Origin of the sequence: Enterobacter cloacae complex sp. 382A5 (genome assembly GCF_050031095.1) — a bacterium.
GTDB lineage: Bacteria > Pseudomonadota > Gammaproteobacteria > Enterobacterales > Enterobacteriaceae > Enterobacter > Enterobacter cloacae.
The window spans coordinates 357,451-384,143 of the sequence record NZ_JBLGVK010000001.1 but is presented as its reverse complement, the minus strand read 5'-3'; the positions used below and the strand labels follow the sequence as shown (position 1 = coordinate 384,143).

The following is a 26,693-nucleotide window of genomic DNA, read 5'->3' as shown; positions in this document are numbered from 1 at the left end:
CACCGCATAAGACCCCCCTCTCCCCACCGGGTGAGGGGTTCAACCAAAAATTTCTTCCACCATCCCATCCACCAGCCGCTTTGCCGAACAGAGTCTCGGCATACCCAGCGCGACCGTTTGCCAGTTTTGGGTTACTGACCAGCTCACCGGGTGGCTGTCCGCCTGACACCAGTCCCCCAGCCAGCCCAGCATATCTTTATGATCGATGCTCCCCGGCGTAGAGGGGGTTGTGAGCCACTGGTGATAAAAATGGCGGGTAGTGGGAGAAGCATTGATCCCCTGCGCCAGATAATTTGCCGCCATGCTGCGCAGGTTATCCTTGAGCATTGCCGCCACGTCCGCATTCGCCAGACGACAGGCATCGCCAAATGCTCCCCAGCGCAGCTCTTCCAGCACAATGTAGCAACGCCCGGCCAGCGACCAGCCATCATAGTGTCCGGCCCGCCAGCGGGTGAAAATCTGCTCGCTATGATCGCCCGCCTGCACCGTTAACCCACGCTGGGACAACGCCTTTTCTTTATAGGCCGCGCGTTGAAGAAAATGGGAAGAGAGTTCAGCGTACTGCTGAACCAGGCCCGGCGAGGGCTGCGTACGCAGAGAGGTTTGCTGGCGAAGGGCAACCAGTTTATCGGCCATACGCGTCAGCGCGAGATGCCCCGGATCCAGCATGCCGGCCAGCTTTTCCGCCAGCCCCAGGCGCAGAGCCGCATTTTCGTTGAGCATTCCCGCCATTGCCCACGGTCGCAGCCGGGTGTGCGTCATGATCTCCTGCGTCAAACGCTCACGAAACTGCAGCTGTTGCGGCCCCAGATGGGTATGACGCGGCGCGTCTACCCCCTGGACCAGATCGACCATAAATTTAGGATGGATACACTCCAGCATCCGCCCGGGACCGTCCAGTAGCTGTGTTGTCATGGTTGCTCTGCCGCGAAAAGAGTTTGAATATCATCGCGTAACAGTCGGGTATCTTCCTGAATCCACGTCGCAGTCATGATACTTTGTTTCAACAGCTGGCTGAGCGATCGGGTCGAATGCTCATTTTGCTGACGGACTGCGAGGCTATCACGCAAGCTTTCCTGTAACCCGGCAAGGCATAACGAAAATTCTGCAAAGAACGTTGCCATACCCGCCGTAACAGAGACATCGACCTGCGCGGTTAAAGCTTTACGGATTTGTTCATAAAACTGATCAATATGCTGCATAAACTTGTCATGTAGCTGCGCAATATCGATAACGTATCGCGTGCGCGTCGCCACATAATCTTCCCAGCCCCAGCCAGGATTGTTCAGCCAGCGCGACACCGTTTCCCGTACACTTCCCGCAGCCGATGGCTGGCCTGCCGGACGGGTATCCTCCGCGATGGCATCAGTAAACAGCGCCCGCGTATTGAAGTTCAGCTGATTTGCCTGAAATGCCGGGAAACTGATCCGCGCCCGGAAACCGGCATGGCTGAGCTGCTCTTTAATACGCAGCTCAATGGGCCGCATCGCCTCATTCAGCGAACGCGCCAGCGTAGACTCCAGCTGATCGAAGCGAAGCGCCAGCTCCCGGCTGATTTTCGTCTGTGCGTCCAGCATGACCTGCTCGCAGGCGGAGCGGATGCTGTTCAGTACCGTTTGCGCCTGCCTCTCATCATCCAGCACCAGCTGCGTCAGCGCCTCCGGTGCATCCTGCCGATGATTCAGCGGATCAATACCTGCCAAATCAAGTAGCGTGTGGCCGTTGAAGATATGGCCAATCGCCTGCTGAAGGGCTCCTTTCTGCAACGCCATAAAATCGTCAGTGGCGTGGAGGGCCTGCTCCACTTCGTGTTTGACTTCTTCGCTGGCCACGCGCTGCCGTGTCTGCAACAGAGCCATATCCTCTTCAAGACGCGTAATATTTAGCTCCAGCGATTCAAAGGCCACCGTCAGGGCCTGATAGCGAAAATCGAGATACTCTCTGGCATTTTGGGCGTAGTTGAGCAGCTTATGCGACGCCGAACGCAGCGCAAATAACGACGCATTGGCATAGGCGGCGTAAATCAGTTTGCGGATAGGTTGTTCAAATAACGAATCTTCCCACAGCAAATCAGCCGCATGGCGAATATGTTCGATATCATCCAGGTCCGCCGTACGCCAGCGACGCCCCAGCGCGGCCTCGGCAAAGTCCTGTACCCAGCGCTGTTCCTGGTGATCCGGTAGCTGCCCATGGTTCGCCATCTCATAGCGGGCGCGGTTTGCCAGATAGGCCCACATCGACGAAACAGGGTAAATTTGTCCCGGAGAGATGTTCCCTTTCATTAAGGTCCCGGAGATCATCGCCCTGACCTGCTCTTCATCGTCGCTGTTGCGATCCTTCTGGTCGAATTTATTCACCAGCGCATACAAAGGCACCGATTTTCCCGCTACCGAAATGGCCTGACGAACCTCTTCATCAGAAATCGATTTGAGCTGGGTATAGTCCATCACCGCCAGCACAGCGGAGGCGCGGGACAACTGTTCGGTGAGCATTTTTTGCAGATGGGGCTGCCCGGCTTCATTTGGCCCAGGCGTGTCCAGCAGCGTCAGCTGCCCCAGGTGCGCATCCAGACCCGCAAGATGCACAAACTCCACCTCAATCACCGGTATATGTTCTATCGCCGCGTACTCTGAGAATGGGAAGGCCACGTCCAGCGCCTGAGAGAGCCTCACCAGGTCGTTCAGGCTTTTCAGACAATGAAATATCGGCTGCGCCCCAAGGTGGTGCTTCTCGAAAGCCTCGCCTCTTTCAATTCTCTCCAGCAACGTATTCATGTCTTTATCGATTTCCAGACGCTGCGCCAGCTTACCGCGATCGTCATCGCAGAGCTTTTTCTGTAGCAGTTGGATCAAATCATCAATGGGAGAGACATGCGTAAAATGCAGTACCGGCTCTTTCTGGCCCGGCGTATGACGAATAAGGGTCGGAAGCGCCGTCATCGGACGGTTGCGGTTGGGCAACACTTCGGTGCCTACAATCGCATTAATGGTGGTCGATTTCCCCGCCTTCATGGTTCCAACAATAGCCAGCACCATTTCCAGACGGGTTATTTTGCGCAATTCACTATTCAGCATCGCCTGCTGTGCTTCGACACCACGCGCGCTAAAATGCAAAGGTAAAACGTTGTTCTTTTCACCCGTAATGGCCGTCGCGGTACTCTCCAGCATCGCTATCGGCATTGATTTCAAGGTATCAAGGTTTTGCAGGGCGAGTTGTAGCAACCGTTCTGCTTCCTGGCTTAATTCAAAAATTGTCTGTGTGTGCATGATAAAAGCCTTTCCTTAACGCAAATTTATTACTTTTATTAAGCCACCGGGTTTTAATTATGTTTTTCGGCTTATATGATCACGTGTGGAAAACATGTTCACCGAAATATAACTGATTGAAGACAATCAGAAATAAATCGCTATCCTTGCATGGCGTGAAAAGCTTTTCTCCTGACCTGATAGTCAAAAGATAAAAAGCGTAGCCCATTTTTAAGAAACTTCAGGATATATCATCATTATTTACCCACCTAAAAAGAGAGGGAATGGTTCAGCGTCATAACAGATGTACGACGACGAAAACCGGCGATAAATAACAATGTGTCGCTTCACCTTATCCGAAATGGCGGAACGTAGCAATTTGCCGCAATAAAATATTCGATATATTCAGTGTCAATTCTTCCCAACACGTTAATGGCGTTAGCATCGCTTAACCGACTGACAGAAAGTGTCACCCGCCACACGCTTTTCGGTTTTTTTTTATTAAACAATATCACCGACAATCGTGTGGATTTGCGTTATACTTGCCCTCTTTTTCGGCGCTCTGCCGTCATTTTGCTGGCACTTTCCAGCGTGTTAAGCACTTTTTTGAGGATACCCCCGATGCAACTTCCACACTGCCCGAAATGCAATTCTGAATACACCTATGAAGATAATGGCATGTTCATTTGCCCGGAATGCGCCCACGAATGGAACGACGCAGAGCCGTCACAGGATGCTGACGTGCTGATTGTAAAAGATGCTAACGGTAACCTGCTGGCAGATGGCGACAGCGTCACCGTCGTCAAAGACCTGAAGGTTAAAGGCAGCTCTTCCATGCTGAAGATCGGGACCAAAGTGAAGAATATCCGTCTGGTTGAAGGCGATCATAATATCGACTGCAAAATTGACGGTTTTGGTCCAATGAAACTGAAATCTGAGTTTGTGAAAAAGAACTGATTTACCCGCCCGGTGGCGCTTCGCTTACCGGGCACACACCCACTACACTTAATGGGCTTTTCTTACGTGAGGTAAAGATTATGCCGTTAAGTCCCTACATCTCTTTCGCCGGCAACTGTGCAGAGGCAACCGCCTTTTATCAGCAGGCCGTCGGCGCAGAACTCCTCTATAAAATCACCTTCGGCGAAATGCCAAAAAGCGAGAGCAGCGAAGAAGGCTGCCCGTCTGGCATGCAGTTCCCGGACTCCGCTATAGCCCACTCCAACGTTCGCATTGCGGGCAGCGATATCATGATGAGCGATGGCCTGCCGCCGGGCAGTAAGGCGCAGTATGCCGGATTCACGCTAGTTCTCGACACACAGGATGTCAATGAAGGCAAACGCTGGTTCGACAATCTCGCGGATGGCGGAAATATTGAAATGGCCTGGCAGGAGACCTTCTGGGCGCACGGTTTCGGTAAGGTCACCGACAAATACGGCGTGCCGTGGATGATTAACGTCGTGAAGCAACAAAGTTCGTAGGCCGGATAAGCGCAGCGCATCCGGCAACAACCCCGGGTGGCGCTGCGCTGACCGGGCCTGGAAAGATTGTCATCGTTTTCACTTCAACTCTTCAAACTCCCGCAACCTGCACTTAACCCAAATGTCATATTGATGCGCCAGCATGAGGCCACATTTATTGTGAGGCCCAGCATATGCAAACCGTCATCCGCGTCGAGAAACTGAGCAAGACCTTTCATCACAACAAGGCTCTGCACGCCGTTGATCTGACCGTCCAGCAGGGCGACATGGTAGCGCTGCTGGGGCCATCCGGTTCAGGTAAATCCACCCTTCTGCGTCACTTAAGCGGCCTGATTACCGGCGATAGCATCCCGGAAAGCCACGTCGAACTGCTGGGCAACACCGTACAGCGCGCAGGGCGACTGGCGCGGGATATCCGCAAAAGCCGCGCGCAGACAGGCTGCATCTTCCAGCAATTTAATCTGGTAAATCGACTGACGGTGCTGGAGAACGTGCTGATTGGCGCGCTCGGCAGCACCCCATTCTGGCGCACCTGTCTGCGCTGGTTCTCCCCATTACAGAAGCAAGAGGCGTTGCGGGCACTCACCCGCGTAGGCATGGCGCACTTCGCCCATCAGCGCGTCTCCACCCTCTCCGGTGGACAACAGCAGCGCGTGGCCATCGCCCGTGCCCTGATGCAGAAAGCGAAAATCATCCTTGCCGACGAGCCCATCGCCTCGCTGGATCCGGAATCCGCCCGCATCGTGATGGAAACCCTGCATGACATTAACCAGAACGACGGCATCACCGTGGTGGTGACGCTGCATCAGGTGGATTACGCCCTGCGCTACTGCGAGCGCATTGTCGCCCTGCGTCAGGGACATGTGTTCTTTGATGGCGCAAGCCACCAGTTTGATAACGAACGTTTTGACCATCTCTACCGCAGCATTAACCGTGTCGAAGAGAACGCGAAGGCTGCATAACGTCCCCACTACGAGGAATGGAAATGAGCTATAAAACGGTTGCCGCGCTGGCTTTCACCAGCATGTTCAGCATCAGCACCCTGTTAAGCCCTGCGTACGCCGAGGAGCAGGAAAAAGCGCTGAACTTTGGCATTATTTCGACGGAATCACAGCAGAACCTGAAGCCTCAGTGGGAACCCTTCCTGAAAGATATGGAAACCAAACTGGGGATCAAAGTAAACGCCTTCTTCGCCCCGGACTACGCGGGCATCATCCAGGGGATGCGCTTTAACAAAGTGGACATCGCCTGGTATGGCAACCTCTCCGCCATGGAAGCGGTGGATCGTGCAAACGGCCAGGTCTTTGCCCAGACCGTTGCTGCAGATGGCTCTCCGGGTTACTGGAGCGTGCTGATCGTCAACAAAGACAGCCCGATCAATAACCTCAACGATATGCTCGCCAAACGCAAAGAACTGACCTTCGGCAACGGCGATCCAAACTCCACTTCAGGCTTCCTGGTGCCGGGCTATTACGTCTTCGCCAAAAACAATGCCTCTGCCAGCGACTTCAAGCGCACCGTCAATGCCAGCCATGAAACCAACGCCCTGGCCGTGGCCAACAAGCAGGTGGACGTCGCCACCAACAACACCGAAAACCTCGACAAGCTGAAGACCTCCGCACCGGACAAGCTAAAAGAGCTGAAGGTGATCTGGAAATCCCCTCTTATCCCGGGAGACCCGATTGTCTGGCGCAAAAACCTCTCTGAAGGCACCAAGGACAAGGTGTACGACTTCTTTATGACCTACGGCAAAACGCCGGAAGAGAAAGCCGTGCTGACGCGTCTGGGCTGGGCACCGTTCCGCCCGTCGAGCGACCTGCAGCTGGTCCCGATTCGCCAGCTGGCGCTGTTTAAAGAGATGCAGGGCGTGAAGGACAACAAGGGGCTTAAAGACGAGGAGAAGACCAGCAAAGTGGCAGCTATTCAGGCCCAGCTGGAAGACCTGGACCGCCTGACCGCCGCGCTCGGTGCAATGACCAGTGTGAATAAAGCGGTGCAGTAACTAAAGTCCCCTCTCCCTTGAGGGAGAGGGTTAGGGTGAGGGGGAAATGCGCACGCTGATGCCCTCACCCCGGCCCTCTCCCACGGGGAGAGGGAGAATACACAAAGGAGTCAACATGCAAACCATCACCCTCCCACCGCCGAAACGCAGCTGGTTCTCGCTATTTAGCTGGGCCATCCTGCTGGCGGTGCTGGTTATCTCCTGGAAGGGCGCGGAGATGGATCCGCTGCTGCTGTTTAAAGACGCCGGTAACATGGCCACCTTCGCTGCCGACTTCTTCCCGCCCGATTTTAGCCAGTGGCAGGACTATCTCGGCGAAATGGCTGTCACCCTGCAAATCGCCGTCTGGGGGACCGCCCTGGCCGTCATCCTCTCCATTCCGTTTGGCCTGATGAGCGCGGAAAACATCGTTCCGTGGTGGATTTATCAGCCGATGCGCCGCCTGATGGACGCCTGCCGCGCCATTAACGAAATGGTGTTCGCGATGCTGTTCGTGGTCGCCGTGGGTCTGGGGCCGTTTGCGGGGGTGATGGCGCTGTTCATCCACACCACCGGCGTGCTCTCCAAGCTGCTTTCCGAAGCCGTGGAAGCCATTGAACCCGGCCCGGTCGAAGGTATTCGCGCCACCGGCGCCAACAAAATTGAAGAGATCCTTTACGGCGTGCTGCCCCAGGTCATGCCGCTGCTGATCTCCTATTCGCTCTACCGCTTCGAATCTAACGTCCGTTCCGCCACCGTCGTCGGCATGGTCGGCGCAGGCGGCATTGGCGTCACTCTGTGGGAGGCGATCCGCGGTTTCCAGTTCCAGCAAACCTGCGCCCTGATGGTACTCATCATCATCACCGTCAGCCTGCTGGATTTCCTCTCTCAACGTTTGCGTAAGCACTTCATCTGAGAAGCGAGGCTTTGATTGGTATGCACTTATCCAGACATCCGACCAGTTATCCTACCCGCTGGCAAGAGATTGCAGCAAAGCTCGAAGTGGAGCTGCGCACCCATTATCGCTGCGGAGACTACCTGCCAGCCGAACAGCAGCTTGCAGACCGCTATGAAGTGAATCGCCACACCCTGCGCCGCGCCATCGATCAGCTGGTTGAGCGTGGATGGGTACAGCGCCGTCAGGGCGTCGGCGTGCTGGTGCTGATGCGCCCGTTCGATTACCCGCTCAATGCCCAGGCGCGCTTTAGTCAGAACCTGCTCGACCAGGGAAGCCATCCCACCAGCGAAAAACTGCTCTCCGTGCTGCGTCCGGCCTCCAGCCATGTAGCCGATGCGCTGGGTATTCAGGAGGGCGACAACGTTGTGCATCTGCGCACCCTGCGCCGGGTCAATGGCGTGGCGGTCTGCCAGATAGATCACTACTTCAGCGACCTGAGCCTCTGGCCGGTGCTGCAACACTTCTCCAGCGGTTCACTGCATGACTTTTTGCAGGACGCCACGGGTCTTGTGCTCAAACGTACCCAGACGCGTATCAGCGCCCGCCGCGCGCAGGCGAAAGAGAGCAAGGTGCTGGAGATCCCCAACATGGCTCCGCTGCTCTGCGTGCGTACCCTCAACCACCGTGACGGCGAGATCAACGCGACGGAGTACTCCGTCAGCCTGACCCGCGCCGACATGATTGAATTCACCATGGAGCACTGAATGCATTTCGACACCTCCACCCGTCAGCGCTGGATGCGCGTCCTGGCCCATAGCCAGCCTGCTGCACTGGCGAGCCGCATGAACGCGCTTAACCTGACGCCAGACTATGAAACGCTCCGCGCGCCGGAAATCGGCCTGGTACAGATCCAGGCAAGAATGGGCGGCACCGGGGAGCGCTTTTTCGCCGGTGATGCCGCCCTCACCCGCGCGGTCATTCGTCTGAGCAGCGGCACGCTGGGTTACAGCTACGTGCTCGGTCGCGATAAACCGCACGCCGAGCGCTGCGCGGTGATCGACGCCCTGCTGCAGGAACAACCCCATTTCCAGACCCTGATGGAAACCCTGATTGCCCCGCTGGAAGCCGACCTCGCCGCGCGCACTGCCGCACGTCAGGCGCAAGTCAATACCAGCCGGGTCGACTTCTTTACGCTTGTTCGCGGAGATAACGCATGACGCTTCAACCCGCTTTTACCCTGGCTGTCCAGGATGCCCAACACAGTTTTCGTCGCCTGCTGAAAGCCATGAGCGAGCCTGGCGTGATTGTCTCCCTGCATCAGCTCTCCCAGGGCTGGCTGCCGCTGAACCTGGCGACCACCAGCGTACTGCTGACTCTCGCCGACAACGATACGCCGGTGTGGCTTTCGGGGACGTTATCCAATGACATCGCCAGCCAGAATCTGCGTTTTCACACTAACGCCCCGCTGGTTGAGCAGCCCCGTCAGGCAGTGTTTGCCGTTGCCGATGAGCAAATCAGCCATGAGCAGCTCAATGCCCTGAGTGAAGGCAGCGCGGTGGCACCGGAGACCAGCGCCACGCTGATCCTGCAGGTCGCCAGCCTGAGCGGTGGTCGCATGCTGCGCCTGACCGGGGCGGGGATTGCCGACGAACGCATGGTCGCGCCACAGCTGCCGGAGTGCATTATTCATGAACTGACCGAACGCCCGCATCCGTTCCCGCTGGGCATTGATCTGATCCTGACCTGCGGCGAGCGCCTGCTGGCGATCCCGCGAACCACCCACGTGGAGGTGTGCTGATGTACGTTGCCGTCAAAGGGGGCGAGAAGGCCATCGCCGCCGCCCATGCGCTGCAGGCGCACAGACGACGGGGTGATGAACAGCTTCCCGAGCTGAGCGTCGCCCAGATTGAGCAGCAGTTGAACCTGGCAGTGGATCGGGTGATGACCGAAGGCGGCGTGGCCGACCGCGAGCTGGCGGCGCTGGCGCTGAAGCAGGCCAGCGGCGACAACGTCGAGGCCATCTTTCTGCTGCGCGCCTGGCGCACCACCGTTCCCCGCCTGGCGGTGAGCGAGCCGGTCAATACGGCAGAAATGCGCCTGGAGCGGCGAATTTCCGCCGTTTATAAAGATATTCCCGGCGGCCAGCTCCTTGGCCCTACGTACGATTACACCCACCGCCTGCTGGATTTCACCCTGCTGGCGAACGGCGAAACGCCGCCGCTCAGCACCACGGAGACCGGGCAGGAAGCGTCTCCGCACGTCTTTAGCCTGCTGGCGAAGCAGGGTCTGGCAAAGGCCGAAGAAGAGACCGGAGCACAACCCGACGACATCACCCGCACGCCTCCCGTTTACCCCTGTTCACGCTCGTCTCGCCTGCAGCAGCTGATGCGCGGGGACGAAGGCTATCTGCTGGCGCTGGCCTATTCAACGCAGCGCGGCTACGGGCGTAACCACCCGTTTGCAGCGGAGATCCGCAGCGGCTATCTCGACGTCGAAATCATCCCCGAAGAGCTGGGTTTTGCTGTGAACGTCGGTGAACTGCTAATGACCGAGTGTGAAATGGTGAATGGTTTTGTCGCACCTGACGACGACACCCCACACTTTACCCGCGGTTACGGGCTGGTCTTTGGCATGAGCGAGCGTAAAGCCATGGCGATGGCGCTGGTTGACCGCGCCCTGCAGGCGCCGGACTACGGCGAACAGATTTCCGGCCCGGCACAGGACGAAGAGTTCGTGCTGGCCCATGCGGATAACGTCGAGGCGGCGGGCTTTGTTTCGCACCTCAAGCTGCCGCATTACGTTGACTTCCAGGCCGAACTGGAACTGCTGAAACGTCTGCAACGGGAGCGTGAAAATGGCTAACCTAAGCGGCTACAACTTTGCTTATCTGGACGAGCAAACCAAACGCATGATCCGCCGCGCCATCCTGAAAGCGGTCGCTATCCCCGGCTATCAGGTGCCGTTTGGTGGTCGTGAAATGCCGATGCCTTACGGCTGGGGCACCGGGGGCATTCAGCTTACCGCCAGCGTCATCGGTGAGTCAGACGTGCTGAAGGTCATCGACCAGGGAGCCGACGACACCACCAACGCCGTGTCGATTCGCAACTTCTTTAAGCGCGTGACGGGCGTCAACACCACCGAAAAAACCGAAGATGCGACGCTTATCCAGACCCGCCACCGCATTCCCGAAACGCCGCTCACTGAAGATCAGATTTTGATTTTCCAGGTGCCGATCCCGGAGCCGCTGCGCTTTATCGAGCCGCGCGAAACCGAAACCCGCACCATGCACGCCCTGGAAGAGTACGGGGTGATGCAGGTGAAGCTGTATGAAGATATCGCCCGCTTCGGCCATATCGCCACCACCTACGCCTACCCGGTGAAGGTCAACGGGCGCTACGTGATGGATCCGTCGCCGATCCCGAAATTCGACAACCCGAAAATGGACATGATGCCTGCCCTGCAGCTGTTCGGTGCCGGGCGCGAAAAGCGTATCTACGCCGTCCCGCCCTACACCCGCGTGGAGAGTCTCGATTTCGATGACCACCCGTTCACGGTGCAGGAATGGGACGAGCCGTGCGCCATCTGCGGCTCGAAGCACAGCTATCTGGATGAAGTGGTGCTGGATGACACGGGCAAACGAATGTTTGTCTGCTCCGACACCGATTACTGCCGCCAACAGAGCGAGGCGAACAGCCAATGAAACCGCTGCTTTCAGTGAACAACCTGACCCACCTTTACGCGCCGGGCAAAGGCTTCAGCGACGTCTCGTTCGAGCTGTGGCCGGGCGAGGTGCTGGGAATTGTCGGTGAATCCGGCTCGGGCAAAACCACCCTGCTGAAGTCCATCTCCGCGCGCCTGGCCCCGCAGAACGGCGAGATTTTGTATGAGGGTGCCTCCCTCTATGGCATGAGTGAGGCTGAACGTCGCCGCCTGCTGCGCACCGAATGGGGCGTGGTACATCAGCATCCGCTGGACGGGCTGCGTCGTCAGGTCTCGGCGGGAGGCAATATCGGCGAACGGCTGATGGCGACCGGCGCGCGGCACTACGGCAACATCCGGGAAACCGCACAGCGCTGGCTGACCGATGTGGAGATCCCCGCCTCGCGCATCGACGATTTGCCCACCACCTTCTCCGGCGGCATGCAGCAGCGCCTGCAGATCGCCCGTAACCTGGTCACCCACCCGAAGCTGGTGTTTATGGATGAACCCACCGGTGGGCTGGACGTCTCCGTGCAGGCGCGCCTGCTCGACCTGCTGCGCGGTCTGGTGGTGGAGCTAAACCTGGCGGTGGTGATTGTCACCCATGATCTGGGCGTCGCTCGCCTGCTGGCAGACCGTCTGCTGGTAATGAAGCAGGGTCAGGTGGTGGAAAGTGGGTTAACCGACCGCGTGCTCGACGATCCGCTCCATCCTTACACCCAGTTGCTGGTGTCATCCGTGTTGCAGAATTGAGGGCGCCACCCGGTAAAACGAACGCCGTACCTTGTAGGCCGGGTAAGCGAAGCGCCACCCGGCAAGAAAACGCCACGAGGCCAAAATGATCCACGTAGAAAACGTAAGTAAAACCTTTGTGCTCCACCAGCAAAACGGCGTGCGTCTGCCGGTGCTGCAAAATGCCTCTCTGAAGGTGAACAGCGGCGAATGCGTGGTGCTGCACGGCCACTCCGGCAGCGGAAAATCCACCCTGCTGCGCTCCCTGTACGCCAACTATCTGCCGGACGAGGGGCACATTCATATTCGCCACGCCGATGAATGGGTCGACCTGGTTCAGGCCCCCGCGCGTAAGGTGCTGGAAGTTCGCCGCTCGACGATCGGCTGGGTGAGCCAGTTTCTGCGGGTGATCCCGCGGATCTCCGCTCTGGATGTGGTCATGCAGCCGCTGCTGGATCTCGGCGTGCCGCGCGAAACCTGCGCCGCCAAAGCCGCCAGCCTGCTGACGCGCCTCAATGTGCCCGAGCGCCTCTGGCATCTTGCCCCGTCGACCTTTTCCGGCGGCGAGCAGCAGCGCGTGAATATCGCTCGCGGGTTTATCGTCGACTACCCGATTTTACTTCTTGATGAACCCACCGCTTCGCTCGACAGCAAAAACAGCGCGGCAGTGGTGGAACTGATCGAACAGGCCAAAGCGCGCGGCGCGGCGATCGTCGGGATCTTCCACGACGAGAGCGTTCGCAACCGCGTGGCGGACAGATTGCACCCGATGGGGACAAACGTATGATTATCAATAACGTCAGGCTGGTGCTGGAAGATGAGGTCATCGACGGCTCGATTGAGATCCGCGACGGCGCGATCCGCGCGTATGCCGAAACCCGAAGCCATTTGCCCGAAGCGATGGACGGCGAAGGCGGCTGGCTGCTGCCAGGGCTGATTGAGCTGCACACCGATAATCTGGATAAATTCTTCACCCCACGGCCGAAGGTGGACTGGCCCGCCCATTCGGCAATGAGCAGCCACGACGCGCTGATGGTTGCCAGCGGCATCACCACCGTGCTGGATGCGGTGGCGATTGGTGACGTACGCGACGGCGGCGATCGGCTGGAGAATCTGGAAAAGATGATCAACGCCGTGGAAGAGACGCAAAAGCGCGGTCTTAACCGCGCCGAACATCGCCTGCACCTGCGCTGCGAGTTGCCGCATCATACCACCCTGCCGCTGTTTGAAAAGCTGGTAGACCGCGAGCCAGTGTCGCTGGTCTCGTTGATGGACCACTCGCCGGGGCAGCGCCAGTTCGCCAGCCTCGAAAAATACCGCGAGTATTACCAGGGCAAATATTCACTTAACGATGTGGAGATGGCGCGCTACGAGGAAGAGCAGCTGGCGCTGGCGGCACAGTGGTCACAGCCGAACCGTGTTTCGATTGCCGCAATGTGCCGGGACCGTAGCATCGCGCTGGCCAGCCATGATGATGCCACGCACGATCATGTCCGCGAATCCCACCAGCTTGGCAGCGTGATCGCTGAATTTCCTACCACGTTTGAGGCGGCAGAAGCCTCCCGCGCACACGGCATGAACGTGCTGATGGGGGCACCGAATATTGTGCGCGGCGGCTCGCATTCCGGCAACGTGGCGGCAAGCAAACTCGCCTCGCTCGGCCTACTGGATATTCTCTCTTCCGACTACTACCCCGCCAGCCTGCTGGACGCCGCCTTCCGCGTCGCGGATGACGACAGCAACCGCTTCACGCTGCCGGAGGCAATTCGCCTGGTAACGAAGAACCCGGCATCGGCGCTTAATCTTCACGACCGGGGCGAGATAGCCGAAGGAAAACGGGCGGATCTGGTGCTGGCCCACCGTAAGGGCGAGCACATCCATATCGACCACGTCTGGCGTCAGGGAAAACGGGTGTTCTGATGGGAAGAGTCATCTGGTTAATGGGGCCCTCCGGCTCCGGGAAGGACAGCCTGCTGTCCGCCTTACGGCAGCGGGAACACCCGCGGCTGCTGGTCGCACATCGCTATATTACCCGGGCGGCGAATGCCGGTAGTGAAAACCATATCGCCCTGAGCGAACAGGAATTTTTCACTCGCGCCGGGCAGAATCTGCTGGCGCTCAGCTGGCACGCCAACGGCTACTACTACGGGATCGGCATTGAGATCGACCTGTGGCTACACGCGGGTTTTGACGTGCTGGTCAACGGCTCCCGTGCGCATCTGCCCCAGGCACGCGCCAGGTATGCCTCGGCGCTGCTGCCGGTCTGTCTGCAGGTTTCGCCGGATGTCCTGCGCAGCCGCCTGCAAAGCCGCGGACGCGAAAGCGAAAAAGAGATCGCGCAGCGGCTCGAACGCGCAGCGCGCTATACCCCGGCGGATTGCCACATCCTCAACAACGACGGAAGTTTGCTACAGTCAGTCGATAACGTTTTATCGCTTATCCGTCAGAAGGAGAAACAGCATGCCTGACTGCACGCTTCGCCCCGCCACCGCCGATGATGCGCAAATCGTTTACGCGCTGATCTGCGAGTTAAAACAGGCCGAATTTGATCATCAGGCGTTCCACGCCGGGTATCTGGCCAATCTGCAGGACCACAATATGCGTTATCAGCTGGCAGAGCTGAATGGACAGGTGGTGGGTATGATTGGCCTGCATATGCAGTTTCACCTGCACCACGCCAGATGGATCGGCGAAATCCAGGAGCTGGTGGTGATGCCCGAGGCGCGTGGTCTTAAAGTGGGGAGCCAACTGCTGGCATGGGCAGAGGACACCGCGCGCCAGGCGGGCGCGGAACTGACGGAGCTCTCCACCAGCGTCCGGCGGCTGGACGCCCACCGTTTTTATGTTCGTGAAGGGTATACGCAGAGCCATTTTCGTTTCACCAAACCGTTGTAGAGGTGCACGATGAGTCTGACCATCACGTTAACGGGCACCGGCAGTGCCCAGCTGGTCCCGGTCTTTGGCTGCGATTGCGCGGCATGCCGCCGGGCACGTCTGCAGGAGAATTATCGTCGTCGGCCCTGTAGCGCGGCCGTCAAATTCAATGACGCGGTGACGCTACTGGACGCGGGTATTCCGCACCTGATGGACGACTGGCCAGCCGGCAGCTTTCAGCAGTTTTTGCTGACCCACTACCATATGGATCACGTTCAGGGGCTGTTTCCCCTGCGCTGGGGCGTTGGCGCGACGATCCCCGTTTACGGCCCGCCGGATGAAGCCGGATGTGACGATCTCTTCAAACACCCGGGCATTCTGGATTTCAGCCATACGCTGGAGCCGTTTGTTATGTTTGAGCTGCAGGGCCTGCGGGTGACGCCGCTGCCGCTCAACCACTCGAAGCTCACCTTTGGTTATCTGCTGGAGTCCGCCCACAGCCGCGTGGCGTGGCTTTCTGATACTGCCGGATTGCCGGAGAAAACGGTGAAATTTCTGCTCAACAACCAGCCACAGGCGATGATCATCGACTGTAGCCATGAACCGCGCCCGCAGACGCCGCGCAACCATTGCGATTTAAACACCGTGGTGGCACTGAACGAGGTGATTGGCTGCCCGCAGGTGATCCTGACCCATATCAGCCATCAGTTTGACGAGTGGATGATGGATAACCCGCTGCCGGACGGCATCGAAGCGGGATATGACGGCATGGTGTTGGTGCTGGATTAGGTTTTCTCCCTCTCCCGTGGGAGAGGGTTGAGGTGAGGGCAACAGGCCGCACTTAACCGCGATCGTAATCGTCTTCTAACCGCCGCTCATCCTCTTCCAGGCGTCGTCTGTCGTCATCAAGCTGGCGCTGGCGCTCGTCTAAACGGCGGCGTCTGTCTTCAAGCTGCCGACGGCGGTCGTCATACTGACGGCTATCAATGCGACGGTCATCGTCATAACGATCGTCATCATCGTTGCTACGGCTGCTGCCGGGGTTATAGGCATCGTTGATCGCCTGCTGAATGTTGCCAATGGCATCATCAATCACATCGGCATGCGCCAGTTGGCTGGAGAGTGACAGCAGACCAAATAACAGAGCGGTAGAGTAACGTTTCATAAGGCCAGACTCGCAGGTGAACTGGCCTTACGGTAATTAACCGCAAACGGGAGAGGTAGCGGAGGAATCTCAAATTCTTTAGCGAGGCGACGCTTCCATTATTTGACGCACTCGCTGTTTATTCTCTGCGACCAGCACAATCCCGGAGCATTTTTGGTCCGGAGAATGACTCCAGATGCGGTCTTCAGGAATACATCCTCCGTCATATATCACCTTGCTGCCATCATAAGGCCAGAATGCTCCCTGCTCTGTGTCGAGTACAAAAACAGCGATTTGGTCGGATTCACGGGCTATTTTCTGCCAGAGCATCTTTCCACCCTCATATTGCTCGAAGTCGCTGATTAAGGTCACGCCGCAATGTAAGACCAACGCTTCATAGAGACGAGTCGCCAGCCCTTTGTCTCGTTCGGCAGGATCGACGCAAATGCCTTCTACCTGGACAACGCGAGTATCTTCCCAGCATCGTTCGACTGCGATAATGTCCTTTCCCAGATGGGCTTTATGCTGTAAATCCAGAGCAGCAACAACCCGATGTCGGGGAACGCCATCAAAGGTTTCGATATCTGCTTCAATAATTGCAGCCCGGGGCGTCTGGCTATCATAAATGACATGTAACACCCGGCCGGAGAGTTCAAATTCATCTACGAGCGTAAATGACCTGGCAACCGTATTCGGGCTGTACGTTGTAGGCATCACGATCATTTGTGAGTCCCCTCTTGTGAGTACCGGCATAATTCCCTTTATATCTTAATCCGCTAAATTTTGCGCAGATTAGCATCGCCGACTTTACTCAGGCTCTTGATGAAATCCTAAATTCGCTGTTTAAGCGCTGATTTTCCGCAGCGCCTGCGCCAGCTGTACGCGGGTAAACGGTTTGCGCAGTAGCGCTACATCCGGCAGCTGCGGGTTGTGCGTCGGACGTAAATCCTGACCGCTGATCAACAACACCGGCAGCTGCGGGTAGTGGCTGCGCACGTGGTTAATCACCTCCGCCCCGCTCAGGCTGCCCGGCAGCATCAGATCACTGATAAACATGCCGATATCCGGCGAGGCCGCCAGCATGTTCAGTGCCTGCTCACCGCTTTCCGCTTCAAGGGTCAGGTAGCCAAGCTGATGCAGTTGCTCGCACAGGGTCTGACGAACATCGGCCTCATCTTCCAGGACCAGCACCAGCCGTTCGTTTTCAGCGGATGCGGTGGCAGAGTGCGTTTCATCTTCAGGGACGACGGGCAGCGTTGAGCGCGGCAGATGGAGCCGCACGGTGGTGCCTTGTCCCGGCGCGCTTTCAATTTCGACGCGGCCGCCGGACTGACGCACAAAACCGTACACCATCGACAGCCCTAAACCACTGCCACTGCCGGTCTGCTTGGTGGTGAAGAACGGCTCGAACACCCGGGATTTGACCTCCTGCGTCATACCGCTGCCGCGGTCGATCACCTCCAGCGCCACCATATCCTGCCTGCGTCCGTCGCTGCGAGTGACGCGCTGATTCCACGTGCGGATCTTAATCACGCCCGTCTGCCCCTCCATCGCGTCGCGGGCGTTCATCACCAGGTTGATAATGGCGTTTTCGAGCTGGCCAACGTCTATCCACGCCGGCCAGGCCGGGGATTGAGCCTCTATCTCCAGGCTCAGGGTGGCGGGCAAGGAGTGGCGCATCAGCTCTCTGAGATTCTCCAGCAGCGGTTTCATCTCTACCGCATGCGGAGTCAGGGATTGCTTGCGGGAAAAAGCCAGCAGACGCTGGGTCAGCAACGCACCGCGCTCGGCAGCATTGAGCGCGCGGGCGATACGTGGGGCATCACTGGAGTCGGGATCGGTCAGCTCCAGGCTACCGATTATCACCGCCAGCAGGTTGTTGAAATCATGTGCCAGCCCGCCCGTCAGTTGACCAACGGCCTTCATCTTCTGGCTGTGCAGCAGCGCCTCCTCCAGTCCCTGACGCTCGATGCGGTCGATCTCCATCTGGGAGGTTTTCTCTTTCAGCAGGCGGGTGGTGTGCTCCAGCGAGGCGGTATTGCGGGCAAAGACGTTAAACGCGCGAGCCAGCTCTCCCAGCTCATCACGCCGCTGCAGCGCGGGCACCGAAACGTCCTGCTCGCCATGGGCAAGACGCGACATCGCCCGGGAGATCGCCGTCAGGTTGGAGCCCAGATTGCGGTAGATATACCAGCAGGCGCAGCCGGTGATGATCAGCGCCAGTACGGCGAATATGCTGATAAACACGCTGATGGACCGCAGCTCCTGATGACTCTGGGCCGTACGCAGCCGGGAAGCCTCCGCTACCTGCTCAACGTACCGATTGATATCGCTATTTAATATCGCCACCAGCGCCTTGATGTGGAACATATACCAGCTTATCGCCAGGTCGCTCTCTTCAAGCTGCTTTGACAGCGGGGCAAGCCTGCGCAGCTCGTCGTTGAAATCGGGCAGAACAAGATTCACCACGGGCTGCGTCGCGCGATGGGGCAACGTTGCGGTAACGGCGTCCAGCTGCTGTAGGGTGGCGCGCGGTGAGGGGGTATCGATGGCGGCGAGAATCAGCCTGTCCATTTCCGCAAGCTGCTGCGCATCCGGGATGTTGCTGCCAAACCGACGGTTAATATCCTGCAGATGGCGTAAATAGCTCTGGCTTTGATACAGCGAGCTAAGCAGCGCGTTACGCTGCAGATGGCGCCGCTGTCCGCGCTCCAGCATGCCCGTCACGCTTTGCTGTAACTCATTACTGCGACGAATAATGCGCGCCACCAGCCCCGGCTCCTGCTGCGCTAAGGGCGCATCTGCGAGCTGTTCCAGCGAGTGCCGCAGCGCCATTTGGGTCTGCTTCAGCCTCTCGGCCTCTCCTTTGTATTCCAGCGCCCCCACCACCTGCGAAAGCCGTACCGCCGCGGTTGCCACGCTGGCGGTATCGCGGGCGAGATTCATGCTGCCGGTCATGTCATCCAGCGTCTGCTGTTGTACCTGTTCCTGGATCTGGCTGGCATGCCGAAAACCCAGCACCGCCACACCACTGACCATCAGCGTCACCGCCACCACCAACAGATTAAAGATCAGCAGACGACCGCGGGCGCTGGCGAAGAACGGCGAGCGTGATGGCATGGGATTGGGCTCCTCTGCAAATGGGTGCCCTCACCCTGGCCCTCTCCCACAGGCAGAGGGAAAAGAGAAATGTGACGGCGATTAGCTATTCATAACTATGACAAATATGAACGGCTTCTGACATTTTGCATTTACGCACCTGTGATGAAGTGCAGATATCAACCTTCACAGGAGATCCGCCATGAGCAGAACCCCGGTACTGGAGATGCGCAGCATTGCCAAAACGTTTGGCAACTTCCACGCGCTCAAGGGTGTGGATTTGACGGTCTTTCCCGGTGAGATCCACGCGCTGATGGGTGAAAACGGCGCGGGAAAAAGCACGCTGATGAAGATCCTCGCGGGCGCCTACACCGCGACCAGCGGCGAGATCCTGATTGACGGTCAGCCGTATCACATTAAAGGCCCGAAGGATGCGCTGGCCGCAGGCATTACCCTGATCTATCAGGAGATGCAACTCGCCCCCAACCTGACGGTTGCGGAAAACATCTTTCTTGGCAGCGAACTCTCGCGCGGCGGACTGGTGCAGCGTAAAGAGATGGCCGCTCAGGCTCAGGCGGTCATCGACCGTCTGGGTGCAAACTTCAACGCCACCGACCTGGTGATGAAGCTGACTATCGCTGAACAACAGCAGGTGGAAATCGCCCGCGCGCTGCACCGTAACAGCCGCATTCTGGTGATGGATGAACCCACTGCCGCCCTCTCCTCGCGTGAAACCCATCGTCTGTTTGAGCTGATCCTGCGCCTGCGGGATGAAGGGATGGCGATCATCTATATCAGCCACCGCATGGCGGAAGTGTACGAACTCTCTGACCGGGTCAGCGTCCTGCGTGACGGGCAATACGTCGGTAGCCTGACGCGCGACAAACTGAACGCATCTGAGCTGGTGAAAATGATGGTGGGTCGCCCCTTAAGCGATCTGTTCAACAAAGAGCGCGATATCCCGCTCGGCAACCCGCGTCTTAACGTGCATCACCTCACCGACGGTAAAAAAGTCCAGCCCTGCAGCCTGCAGGTGCGCTCAGGGGAAATCGTCGGCCTGGCGGGGCTGGTCGGTGCCGGTCGCTCCGAACTGGCACAGCTCATCTTTGGCGTACGTAAAGCCACGGGCGGAATGATTGAAGTGGACGGCGAGCCGGTGGTGATCCACTCCCCGCGCGCGGCCATAGAAAACGGGATCGGTTTTCTTACCGAGAACCGCAAGGAGCAGGGGCTGTTCCTGGAGCTGGCGGCGCAGGAGAACATCACCATGGCGACGCTGGAGCGCGACGCCACCTTCGGCATGCTTAACCGCAAAAAAGCGCAGTCCATTTCTGACGATGCCATCGCCCTGCTGAATATCCGCGTGCCTCACGCACAGGTCCGCGCGGGCGGTCTGTCAGGCGGTAATCAGCAGAAATTGCTGATCTCCCGCTGGGTGGCGATTGGTCCGCGTATTCTGATCCTCGACGAACCGACGCGCGGTGTCGATGTCGGCGCAAAAAGCGAAATCTACCGCATCATGAACCAGATGGCGCGCAAGGGCGTGGCGATTTTGATGATCTCCAGCGAACTGCCGGAAGTGGTGGGCATGAGCGACCGCGTCTATGTCATGCGTGAAGGCAGCATCGCCGGGGAGCTCCACGGACACGACATCTCTCAGGAAAACATCATGACGCTGGCAACCGGCGTGAACGACTCACATCATCAGGCGGTGCAACTATGACAACTCCAACCCATCCGCAGCAGGTGGCAAAATCTGCCTCCGCCAAAAAAATGCTGATGAGCGATCTGATGCAAACGGTCGGCATTTTGCCCATTCTCATCCTGATCGTGGCGGTTTTTGGCTTTATCGCCCCTAACTTCTTTACCGAAAGCAACCTGCTCAACATTACCCGACAGGCGTCGATCAACATCGTGCTGGCGGCAGGGATGACCTTCATCATCCTGACCGGGGGGATTGACCTCTCCGTCGGGTCTATTCTGGGTACCACGGCGGTCGCCGCGATGGTGGTGTCGTTAATACCGGAATTCGCCGGGCTCTCTATTCCCGCCGCGCTGATGCTCGGACTGGTGCTGGGGCTGTTCAACGGCGCGCTGGTGGCCTTTGCCGGACTACCGCCGTTTATTGTCACCCTCGGCACCTACACGGCTCTGCGGGGCGCAGCGTACCTGTTGGCCGATGGCACGACGGTAATTAACTCGAACATCAATTTTGAGTGGATAGGCAATAACTATCTTGGCCCCGTGCCGTGGCTGGTGGTGATTGCCCTGGCGGTGATTGTGGTGTGCTGGTTTATCCTGCGTCGCACTACGCTTGGCGTTCACATCTATGCGGTAGGCGGCAACATGCAGGCGGCACGCTTAACGGGCATCAAAGTCTGGCTGGTGTTGCTGTTTGTGTATGGCATGAGCGGCCTGCTCTCCGGGTTAGGCGGTGTGATGAGCGCGTCGCGCCTCTACAGCGCCAACGGAAACCTGGGCATGGGTTACGAGCTGGATGCGATTGCGGCGGTGATCCTCGGCGGCACCAGCTTCGTTGGCGGGATCGGCACGATCACCGGCACGCTGGTGGGAGCGCTGATTATCGCCACCCTCAACAACGGCATGACGCTGATGGGCGTCTCCTACTTCTGGCAACTGGTGATCAAAGGGGCGGTGATCATCATTGCGGTGCTGATCGACAAATACCGTACCCGACACCATCAAAGTGCATAACAACAATATTTCCCTAAATCATTCTGGTCGCAGGAAGGCGGCAAGTGAGTGAATCCCGATGAGCTTACTGTAGTAAGTGATTCGGGTGAATGAGCGCAGCCAACGCATCTGCGCCCAGAAGGATGACGGGAAACCCTACGTGAGGAAGAGAGCATGAGATTGAAGCCCTTAGTGACCGCGCTCTGTGCTGGCGCGCTGCTTGCCGCAACACCGTTTGCGCAGGCGAAAGATCTGAAGTCCATCGGCGTAACGGTGGGTGACCTGGCCAACCCGTTCTTCGTGCAGATCACCAAAGGTGCCGAGCTGGAGGCGCGCAAGCTGGCGGGGGATAACGTCAAAGTGACGCTGGTCTCCAGCGGGTACGATCTGGGCCAGCAGGTGGCGCAGATCGACAACTTCATTGCCGCCAAAGTGGACATGATCATCCTCAACGCCGCAGATTCTAAAGGGATCGGCCCGGCGGTGAAACGCGCGAAAGAGGCCGGGATCGTGGTGGTCGCGGTTGACGTGGCGGCAGAAGGTGCAGACGCGACGATCACCTCCGATAACACCCAGGCGGGCGAAATGGCCTGTAAGTACATCACCGACCGCCTGAACGGCAAAGGCAATGTGGTGATCATCAACGGACCGCCGGTCTCTGCCGTCCAGAACCGTGTGGAAGGTTGCCAGACAGAGTTCAAAAAACACCCGGATATCAAAGTGCTCTCCGATAACCAGAACGCCAAGGGCAGCCGCGAAGGGGGTCTGGAAGTCATGACCTCGCTGCTGGCGGCCAATCCGAAGATCGATGGCGTCTTCGCGATTAACGATCCGACCGCGATCGGTGCCGATCTGGCGGCGAAACAAGCGCAACGCAACGAGTTCTTTATCGTTGGTGTGGACGGTAGCCCGGACGGCGAAGAAGCCCTGAAGCGGGAAAACTCTCTGTTTGTGGCGACGCCGGCACAAGATCCGCAGGTCATGGCGGCAAAAGCGGTTGAGATCGGCTATGACATTCTACAGGGCAAACCGGCGCCGAAAGAGCCTGTGCTGATCCCGGTGACGATGATCGATAAAAAGAACGTCGGCACGTATAAGGGGTGGACGGTTAAGTAACCCCCTCACCCTGCCCTCTCCCCAGAGGGGAGAGGGTGTTCAAGTTCCCTCTCCCCTCTGGGGAGAGGGTTAGGGTGAGGGGAAAGGTTGTGCAAAAAACACAAGGAGTCCCCATGAAACGCTCCGAAATCAACGAAATCCTCGGCCACACGCGGCAGTTTTTCTCCATGCACGACGTGCATCTCCCCCCTTTTGCCAGCTTCCCACCCACAAAATGGCAACAGCTCGATCAGGCCGCCTGGCAGGAAGTGTTTGACCTTAAGCTCGGTTGGGACGTAACGGCCTTTGGCGGCAGCAGCTTTGCCGCGCAGGGGCTCACGCTGTTTACCCTGCGCAACGGCTCACCAAACGGCACGCCGTATGAAAAATGCTACGCCGAAAAAATCATGCACGTACGCGACGGTCAGCTCACGCCCATGCATTTTCACTGGCGCAAACGGGAGGACATCATCAACCGCGGCGGTGGAAATCTCATTATTGAGTTATGGAATGCCGGTGCACATGCAGAGACCGAAAACACGGACGTCACCGTCACGATAGACGGTTGCCAGCAGACCCACGCCCCCGGCAGCCAGCTGCGCCTTACACCAGGGGAGAGCATCTGTCTGACGCCCGGCCTGTACCACAGTTTCTGGGGTGAACGCGGTTTTGGCGACGTGCTGGTGGGCGAAGTCTCATCGGTCAATGACGATGAACACGACAACCACTTTTTGCAGCCCGTTGCCCGCTATAACAACATCGAAGAAGACGAACCGGCGGTGCTGGTACTGTGCAACGAGTACAACCTGTTTCGGATATAAGGGGGTAAATGATGCCATTGATTTCTCTTGCCGACGGTCTTGCGCACGCCAGGCAACATCGCTACGCGCTGGGCGCGTTCAACGTTCTCGACACCCACTTCCTGCGCGCCCTGTTTGCCGCGGCGAAGCAGGAGCGCTCGCCTTTCATCATCAACATCGCCGAAGTGCATTTTAAATACGTGTCGCTGGAGTCGCTTGTCGAAGCGGTTAAGTACGAAGCCGCCCGCCACGCGATCCCCGTGGTACTCAACCTCGACCACGGCCTGCACTTTGACGCCGTGGTGCGCGCCCTGCGCTTAGGGTTCAGCTCCGTGATGTTCGATGGCTCGACACTGAGCTACGAGGAGAATATTCGTCAGACGCGTGAAGTGGTGAAGATGTGTCACGCGGTGGGCGTGTCGGTGGAGGCAGAGTTAGGTGCCGTCGGTGGCGATGAAGGCGGAGCGCTCTACGGCCATGCGGATGAAGCGTACTTTACCGACCCGCAACTGGCACGGGAATTTGTCGATTCAACCGGCATTGACGCGCTGGCCGTCGCCATTGGCAACGCACACGGCAAATACAAGGGCGAGCCAAAACTCGATTTCCCCCGTCTGGACGCCATTCGCCAGCAGACCGGCCTGCCACTGGTGCTGCACGGCGGCTCCGGGATCAGCGATGCTGATTTTCGTCGCGCCATTGAACTTGGTATTCATAAAATCAATTTCTATACCGGCATGTCCCAGGCCGCGCTTTCCGCCGTTGAGCAGCGTATGGCCAACCGCCAGCCGCTGTACGATGAGTTTGCCGAGCTGCTGCTGGGCATAGAAGAGGCGATTACCGATACGGTCGCCGAACAGATGCGCATCTTTGGCAGCGCGGGGCAGGCATAATGGAACGCAAAGGGATCATCGCCGCGGGCAATATGCTGGTGGATCACGTTCACCAGATCGTGCAATGGCCGGAACGCGGCTGGCTGGCAGAAATTACCCACAGCGAGCGTTCCACCGGCGGAGCGCCGCTTAACGTCCTGCTGACGCTGGCGAAAATGCACGTCGGCCTGCCGCTGCAGGCGGTGGGGCTGATTGGCGAAGACAGCGACGGGGACTACATTCTGGCAATGCTCGACCAGTATCACGTCAATCGACAGCGCGTACAGCGCACCACCTTTGCGCCAACCTCCATGTCGCAGGTGATGACCGACCCCAGCGGACAGCGCACCTTTTTCCACTCTCCCGGGGCCAACCGCCTGCTGGATCTCCCCGCGTTTGACCGTCTCGACGGCACAATGAAGATCTTCCACCTCGGCTACCTGCTGCTGCTCGACAGTCTGGATATGCCAGATGACGAATACGGCACCCGCAGCGCACGGCTGCTGGCGCAGATGCGCGAGCAGGGGTATGAAACCTCGCTCGATCTGGTCTCCCGTAAGGGCGATCCGCGCTATCAGCCGCTGGTCCTCCCTGCCCTGCGTCATCTCGATTATCTGGTCATTAACGAACTGGAAGCCGGAGAATTTAGCGGCCTTGAGATGCGCGACGGCAACGACGCACCGCACGTTGCCCACATCGCTGAAGCCGCCGCGCAGCTGCTGGCGGCAGGCGTCCGGCAGCGGGTGGTGATCCACTGCCCGGAAGGTGCCTGGGGAGAAGCCGCAAACGAAGAAGGACGCTGGATCCCCTCATGGAGGCTGACTCAGGAGGAGATTATTGGCAGCGTCGGCGCGGGCGACGCCTTTTGTGCCGGTTTCTTATATGGCTGTCATGAATCGCTGCCGCTGGCAGAGAGTATTTACCTGGCGCATGCCTGCGCCCGGGCAAGCCTGCTGGCCGCGAATGCCATTGATGGAGCAAAAACGCTGGAGGAATTGACGCGCTTTATTCAGGAGAGCAGCGCCTAAATTAACAAAAATTGCGATTTTTGATTACAGTTCTATGAATTTTGCATAGCCGAACTACACTCTCTGCGTCTGGCACATTCGGCGTGGGCAACATATTGCCCACACGCTTTTCCGAAATGAGAGATACAGAGGACAAGGAAAAATGTTCGCAGCAATTATCATCGCTATATTTATTATCAGTGTTATTTATGCGCATTCGCGCGGCAAAGAAAAACAGACGCTTTCCCGTCAACTTTTCGACCACTCCACCTTTATGGCGCCTATCAATATGTTTATGACGGCGTTCTCTTCGCTGCCCGCCAGACAGGCCTTTTTTGAAACCGAGCGCTTTCCGGAATTAAATAAACTGACGGAAAACTGGGAGGTCATTCGCGAAGAGGCGCTGCGTTTGCAGGATCATATTAAGGCGGCACAAAATCATAACGATGCCGGTTTTAACACCTTCTTTAAACGCGGCTGGAAACGGTTTTACCTCAAATGGTATGCCGATGCGCATCCCTCGGCTCAGACCCTGTGCCCCGTTACGACACAACTGGTGAGTGAGATCCCATCCGTGAAAGCGGCAATGTTTGCCGAACTCCCGGCGGGCGCGAAGCTCGGCAAGCATCGCGATCCCTACGCCGGCTCGGTTCGTTACCATTTAGGCCTGGTCACGCCAAATGACGATCGCTGCTTTATAGAGGTTGACCAGCAGCGCCACAGCTGGCGTGACGGTGAGGCTGTCATCTTTGATGAAACTTACGTGCACTGGGCGGAGAATAAATCGGATCACACGCGGATTATTCTCTTCTGCGATATCGAACGTCCGATGAAATGGCGCTGGGCGCAGGCGGTTAACCACTGGGTCGGGACAACGCTGATGTCAGCGGCCAGCTCCCCCAATGACGATAACGACCGCACCGGGGGAATCAACCGTATCTTCAAATATGTGCACGCCGGGCGAGAACGCGGTCAGCGTCTGAAAAAGCGCAATCGGAAGCTCTATTACGCACTGAAGTACCTGGTCATCACGGCGATTTTCGCCGCGCTTATTGTCGCTGCCATAACGTAAGCA

The 26,693-nt window shown here is 57.9% G+C and carries 28 protein-coding genes; 23 read left to right on the top strand and 5 right to left on the bottom strand.

Annotation, left to right across the window (positions count from 1 at the left end; all coding sequences use genetic code 11):
* Positions 1-39: 39 nt before the first annotated feature.
* Both ACQG2G_RS01800 and crfC read right to left on the bottom strand, forming a co-directional pair.
* A complete protein-coding gene (locus ACQG2G_RS01800; protein WP_369118555.1) occupies positions 40-915 on the bottom strand; it encodes a diguanylate cyclase regulator RdcB family protein in 876 nt (291 codons plus the stop codon).
* Positions 912-3,266, bottom strand: coding sequence for a clamp-binding protein CrfC (crfC, locus tag ACQG2G_RS01795; RefSeq protein ID WP_061772752.1), 2,355 nt, complete (start codon positions 3,264-3,266; stop codon positions 912-914). Before crfC ends, ACQG2G_RS01800 begins: the two co-directional genes overlap by 4 nt.
* A gap of 600 nt (positions 3,267-3,866) precedes the next feature.
* Here crfC and ACQG2G_RS01790 point away from each other — a divergent pair.
* The 16 genes from ACQG2G_RS01790 to phnP all read left to right on the top strand — a co-directional run bounded on the left by ACQG2G_RS01790 (position 3,867) and on the right by phnP (position 15,696).
* Positions 3,867-4,202, top strand: coding sequence for a zinc ribbon domain-containing protein YjdM (locus tag ACQG2G_RS01790; protein ID WP_013095115.1), 336 nt, complete (start codon positions 3,867-3,869; stop codon positions 4,200-4,202).
* Positions 4,203-4,282: 80 nt separating this feature from the next.
* Positions 4,283-4,723, top strand: a complete 441-nt coding sequence (gene yjdN, locus ACQG2G_RS01785) for a VOC family metalloprotein YjdN (protein ID WP_061772753.1) — start codon at positions 4,283-4,285, stop codon at positions 4,721-4,723.
* A gap of 173 nt (positions 4,724-4,896) precedes the next feature.
* A complete protein-coding gene (phnC, locus tag ACQG2G_RS01780; protein WP_013095113.1) occupies positions 4,897-5,685 on the top strand; it encodes a phosphonate ABC transporter ATP-binding protein in 789 nt (262 codons plus the stop codon).
* Positions 5,686-5,708: 23 nt separating this feature from the next.
* Positions 5,709-6,725 carry a phosphonate ABC transporter substrate-binding protein gene (gene phnD / locus ACQG2G_RS01775; RefSeq protein ID WP_038980858.1) on the top strand — a complete coding sequence of 339 codons (1,017 nt, stop codon included), beginning with the start codon at positions 5,709-5,711 and terminating at the stop codon, positions 6,723-6,725.
* Positions 6,726-6,840: 115 nt separating this feature from the next.
* Positions 6,841-7,620 carry a phosphonate ABC transporter, permease protein PhnE gene (gene phnE, locus ACQG2G_RS01770; protein WP_013095111.1) on the top strand — a complete coding sequence of 260 codons (780 nt, stop codon included), beginning with the start codon at positions 6,841-6,843 and terminating at the stop codon, positions 7,618-7,620.
* 20 nt (positions 7,621-7,640) lie between these two features.
* Positions 7,641-8,366, top strand: coding sequence for a phosphonate metabolism transcriptional regulator PhnF (gene phnF, locus ACQG2G_RS01765; protein ID WP_013095110.1), 726 nt, complete (start codon positions 7,641-7,643; stop codon positions 8,364-8,366).
* Positions 8,367-8,819, top strand: coding sequence for a phosphonate C-P lyase system protein PhnG (gene phnG / locus ACQG2G_RS01760; protein WP_061772754.1), 453 nt, complete (start codon positions 8,367-8,369; stop codon positions 8,817-8,819).
* A complete protein-coding gene (gene phnH / locus ACQG2G_RS01755) occupies positions 8,816-9,400 on the top strand; it encodes a phosphonate C-P lyase system protein PhnH (RefSeq protein WP_014830323.1) in 585 nt (194 codons plus the stop codon). Before phnG ends, phnH begins: the two co-directional genes overlap by 4 nt.
* A complete protein-coding gene (locus tag ACQG2G_RS01750; RefSeq protein ID WP_038980855.1) occupies positions 9,400-10,464 on the top strand; it encodes a carbon-phosphorus lyase complex subunit PhnI in 1,065 nt (354 codons plus the stop codon). The genes phnH and ACQG2G_RS01750 overlap by 1 nt, the downstream gene beginning before the upstream one ends.
* Positions 10,457-11,302: an alpha-D-ribose 1-methylphosphonate 5-phosphate C-P-lyase PhnJ gene (gene phnJ / locus ACQG2G_RS01745; RefSeq protein ID WP_013095106.1), complete on the top strand. Its 846-nt coding sequence runs from the start codon at positions 10,457-10,459 to the stop codon at positions 11,300-11,302. The genes ACQG2G_RS01750 and phnJ overlap by 8 nt, the downstream gene beginning before the upstream one ends.
* A complete protein-coding gene (gene phnK / locus ACQG2G_RS01740; protein ID WP_013095105.1) occupies positions 11,299-12,054 on the top strand; it encodes a phosphonate C-P lyase system protein PhnK in 756 nt (251 codons plus the stop codon). Before phnJ ends, phnK begins: the two co-directional genes overlap by 4 nt.
* A gap of 85 nt (positions 12,055-12,139) precedes the next feature.
* A complete protein-coding gene (gene phnL, locus ACQG2G_RS01735) occupies positions 12,140-12,820 on the top strand; it encodes a phosphonate C-P lyase system protein PhnL (RefSeq protein WP_013095104.1) in 681 nt (226 codons plus the stop codon).
* A complete protein-coding gene (gene phnM / locus ACQG2G_RS01730) occupies positions 12,817-13,953 on the top strand; it encodes an alpha-D-ribose 1-methylphosphonate 5-triphosphate diphosphatase (protein ID WP_045294838.1) in 1,137 nt (378 codons plus the stop codon). The genes phnL and phnM overlap by 4 nt, the downstream gene beginning before the upstream one ends.
* Entirely contained in the window at positions 13,950-14,501 is a 552-nt protein-coding gene (phnN, locus tag ACQG2G_RS01725; protein WP_214554410.1) for a ribose 1,5-bisphosphokinase, read from the top strand. Before phnM ends, phnN begins: the two co-directional genes overlap by 4 nt.
* Entirely contained in the window at positions 14,494-14,928 is a 435-nt protein-coding gene (gene phnO / locus ACQG2G_RS01720; RefSeq protein ID WP_013095101.1) for an aminoalkylphosphonate N-acetyltransferase, read from the top strand. The genes phnN and phnO overlap by 8 nt, the downstream gene beginning before the upstream one ends.
* Positions 14,929-14,937: 9 nt before the next feature.
* Entirely contained in the window at positions 14,938-15,696 is a 759-nt protein-coding gene (phnP, locus tag ACQG2G_RS01715) for a phosphonate metabolism protein PhnP (RefSeq protein WP_057072552.1), read from the top strand.
* 52 nt (positions 15,697-15,748) lie between these two features.
* Here phnP and yjdP read toward each other — a convergent pair whose 3' ends face one another.
* The 3 genes from yjdP to ACQG2G_RS01700 form a co-directional block, all read right to left on the bottom strand.
* Entirely contained in the window at positions 15,749-16,072 is a 324-nt protein-coding gene (yjdP, locus tag ACQG2G_RS01710; RefSeq protein ID WP_029882896.1) for a DDRRRQL repeat protein YjdP, read from the bottom strand.
* A gap of 78 nt (positions 16,073-16,150) precedes the next feature.
* Complete coding sequence (locus ACQG2G_RS01705; RefSeq protein WP_013095098.1) at positions 16,151-16,774, bottom strand: GNAT family N-acetyltransferase; 624 nt, start codon at positions 16,772-16,774, stop codon at positions 16,151-16,153.
* Positions 16,775-16,894: 120 nt separating this feature from the next.
* Entirely contained in the window at positions 16,895-19,171 is a 2,277-nt protein-coding gene (locus ACQG2G_RS01700) for a hybrid sensor histidine kinase/response regulator (RefSeq protein WP_061772756.1), read from the bottom strand.
* 181 nt (positions 19,172-19,352) lie between these two features.
* Here ACQG2G_RS01700 and ACQG2G_RS01695 point away from each other — a divergent pair, with 181 nt between their 5' ends.
* The 7 genes from ACQG2G_RS01695 (at position 19,353) to lpxO (ending at position 26,690) form a co-directional block, all read left to right on the top strand.
* A complete protein-coding gene (locus ACQG2G_RS01695) occupies positions 19,353-20,873 on the top strand; it encodes a sugar ABC transporter ATP-binding protein (protein WP_038418478.1) in 1,521 nt (506 codons plus the stop codon).
* Positions 20,870-21,865, top strand: a complete 996-nt coding sequence (locus ACQG2G_RS01690) for an ABC transporter permease subunit (RefSeq protein ID WP_013095095.1) — start codon at positions 20,870-20,872, stop codon at positions 21,863-21,865. The genes ACQG2G_RS01695 and ACQG2G_RS01690 overlap by 4 nt, the downstream gene beginning before the upstream one ends.
* Before the next feature lie 153 nt (positions 21,866-22,018).
* Positions 22,019-22,960, top strand: a complete 942-nt coding sequence (locus ACQG2G_RS01685; RefSeq protein ID WP_013095094.1) for an ABC transporter substrate-binding protein — start codon at positions 22,019-22,021, stop codon at positions 22,958-22,960.
* Between the two features lie 113 nt (positions 22,961-23,073).
* The gene (locus ACQG2G_RS01680; RefSeq protein ID WP_013095092.1) at positions 23,074-23,760 is read left to right on the top strand and encodes a D-lyxose/D-mannose family sugar isomerase; all 687 of its coding nucleotides are present in this window, start codon (positions 23,074-23,076) and stop codon (positions 23,758-23,760) included.
* 11 nt (positions 23,761-23,771) lie between these two features.
* Complete coding sequence (locus ACQG2G_RS01675; RefSeq protein ID WP_044159019.1) at positions 23,772-24,632, top strand: ketose 1,6-bisphosphate aldolase; 861 nt, start codon at positions 23,772-23,774, stop codon at positions 24,630-24,632.
* Positions 24,632-25,639 (top strand): carbohydrate kinase family protein, encoded by a 1,008-nt coding sequence (locus tag ACQG2G_RS01670; protein WP_047351897.1) that lies wholly within the window; start codon positions 24,632-24,634, stop codon positions 25,637-25,639. The genes ACQG2G_RS01675 and ACQG2G_RS01670 overlap by 1 nt, the downstream gene beginning before the upstream one ends.
* A gap of 142 nt (positions 25,640-25,781) precedes the next feature.
* Complete coding sequence (gene lpxO / locus ACQG2G_RS01665; RefSeq protein ID WP_040023656.1) at positions 25,782-26,690, top strand: lipid A hydroxylase LpxO; 909 nt, start codon at positions 25,782-25,784, stop codon at positions 26,688-26,690.
* Positions 26,691-26,693: the final 3 nt, after the last annotated feature.

Bases quoted from the DNA above. Each gene is read 5' to 3' on its own strand.
- ACQG2G_RS01800 (WP_369118555.1), bottom strand. From the start codon at position 915: ATGACAACACAGCTACTGGACGGTCCCGGGCGGATGCTGGAGTGTATC.
- crfC (WP_061772752.1), bottom strand. From the start codon at position 3,266: ATGCACACACAGACAATTTTTGAATTAAGCCAGGAAGCAGAACGGTTG.
- ACQG2G_RS01790 (WP_013095115.1), top strand. From the start codon at position 3,867: ATGCAACTTCCACACTGCCCGAAATGCAATTCTGAATACACCTATGAA.
- yjdN (WP_061772753.1), top strand. From the start codon at position 4,283: ATGCCGTTAAGTCCCTACATCTCTTTCGCCGGCAACTGTGCAGAGGCA.
- phnC (WP_013095113.1), top strand. From the start codon at position 4,897: ATGCAAACCGTCATCCGCGTCGAGAAACTGAGCAAGACCTTTCATCAC.
- phnD (WP_038980858.1), top strand. From the start codon at position 5,709: ATGAGCTATAAAACGGTTGCCGCGCTGGCTTTCACCAGCATGTTCAGC.
- phnE (WP_013095111.1), top strand. From the start codon at position 6,841: ATGCAAACCATCACCCTCCCACCGCCGAAACGCAGCTGGTTCTCGCTA.
- phnF (WP_013095110.1), top strand. From the start codon at position 7,641: ATGCACTTATCCAGACATCCGACCAGTTATCCTACCCGCTGGCAAGAG.
- phnG (WP_061772754.1), top strand. From the start codon at position 8,367: ATGCATTTCGACACCTCCACCCGTCAGCGCTGGATGCGCGTCCTGGCC.
- phnH (WP_014830323.1), top strand. From the start codon at position 8,816: ATGACGCTTCAACCCGCTTTTACCCTGGCTGTCCAGGATGCCCAACAC.
- ACQG2G_RS01750 (WP_038980855.1), top strand. From the start codon at position 9,400: ATGTACGTTGCCGTCAAAGGGGGCGAGAAGGCCATCGCCGCCGCCCAT.
- phnJ (WP_013095106.1), top strand. From the start codon at position 10,457: ATGGCTAACCTAAGCGGCTACAACTTTGCTTATCTGGACGAGCAAACC.
- phnK (WP_013095105.1), top strand. From the start codon at position 11,299: ATGAAACCGCTGCTTTCAGTGAACAACCTGACCCACCTTTACGCGCCG.
- phnL (WP_013095104.1), top strand. From the start codon at position 12,140: ATGATCCACGTAGAAAACGTAAGTAAAACCTTTGTGCTCCACCAGCAA.
- phnM (WP_045294838.1), top strand. From the start codon at position 12,817: ATGATTATCAATAACGTCAGGCTGGTGCTGGAAGATGAGGTCATCGAC.
- phnO (WP_013095101.1), top strand. From the start codon at position 14,494: ATGCCTGACTGCACGCTTCGCCCCGCCACCGCCGATGATGCGCAAATC.
- phnP (WP_057072552.1), top strand. From the start codon at position 14,938: ATGAGTCTGACCATCACGTTAACGGGCACCGGCAGTGCCCAGCTGGTC.
- yjdP (WP_029882896.1), bottom strand. From the start codon at position 16,072: ATGAAACGTTACTCTACCGCTCTGTTATTTGGTCTGCTGTCACTCTCC.
- ACQG2G_RS01705 (WP_013095098.1), bottom strand. From the start codon at position 16,774: ATGATCGTGATGCCTACAACGTACAGCCCGAATACGGTTGCCAGGTCA.
- ACQG2G_RS01700 (WP_061772756.1), bottom strand. From the start codon at position 19,171: ATGCCATCACGCTCGCCGTTCTTCGCCAGCGCCCGCGGTCGTCTGCTG.
- ACQG2G_RS01695 (WP_038418478.1), top strand. From the start codon at position 19,353: ATGAGCAGAACCCCGGTACTGGAGATGCGCAGCATTGCCAAAACGTTT.
- ACQG2G_RS01690 (WP_013095095.1), top strand. From the start codon at position 20,870: ATGACAACTCCAACCCATCCGCAGCAGGTGGCAAAATCTGCCTCCGCC.
- ACQG2G_RS01685 (WP_013095094.1), top strand. From the start codon at position 22,019: ATGAGATTGAAGCCCTTAGTGACCGCGCTCTGTGCTGGCGCGCTGCTT.
- ACQG2G_RS01680 (WP_013095092.1), top strand. From the start codon at position 23,074: ATGAAACGCTCCGAAATCAACGAAATCCTCGGCCACACGCGGCAGTTT.
- ACQG2G_RS01675 (WP_044159019.1), top strand. From the start codon at position 23,772: ATGCCATTGATTTCTCTTGCCGACGGTCTTGCGCACGCCAGGCAACAT.
- ACQG2G_RS01670 (WP_047351897.1), top strand. From the start codon at position 24,632: ATGGAACGCAAAGGGATCATCGCCGCGGGCAATATGCTGGTGGATCAC.
- lpxO (WP_040023656.1), top strand. From the start codon at position 25,782: ATGTTCGCAGCAATTATCATCGCTATATTTATTATCAGTGTTATTTAT.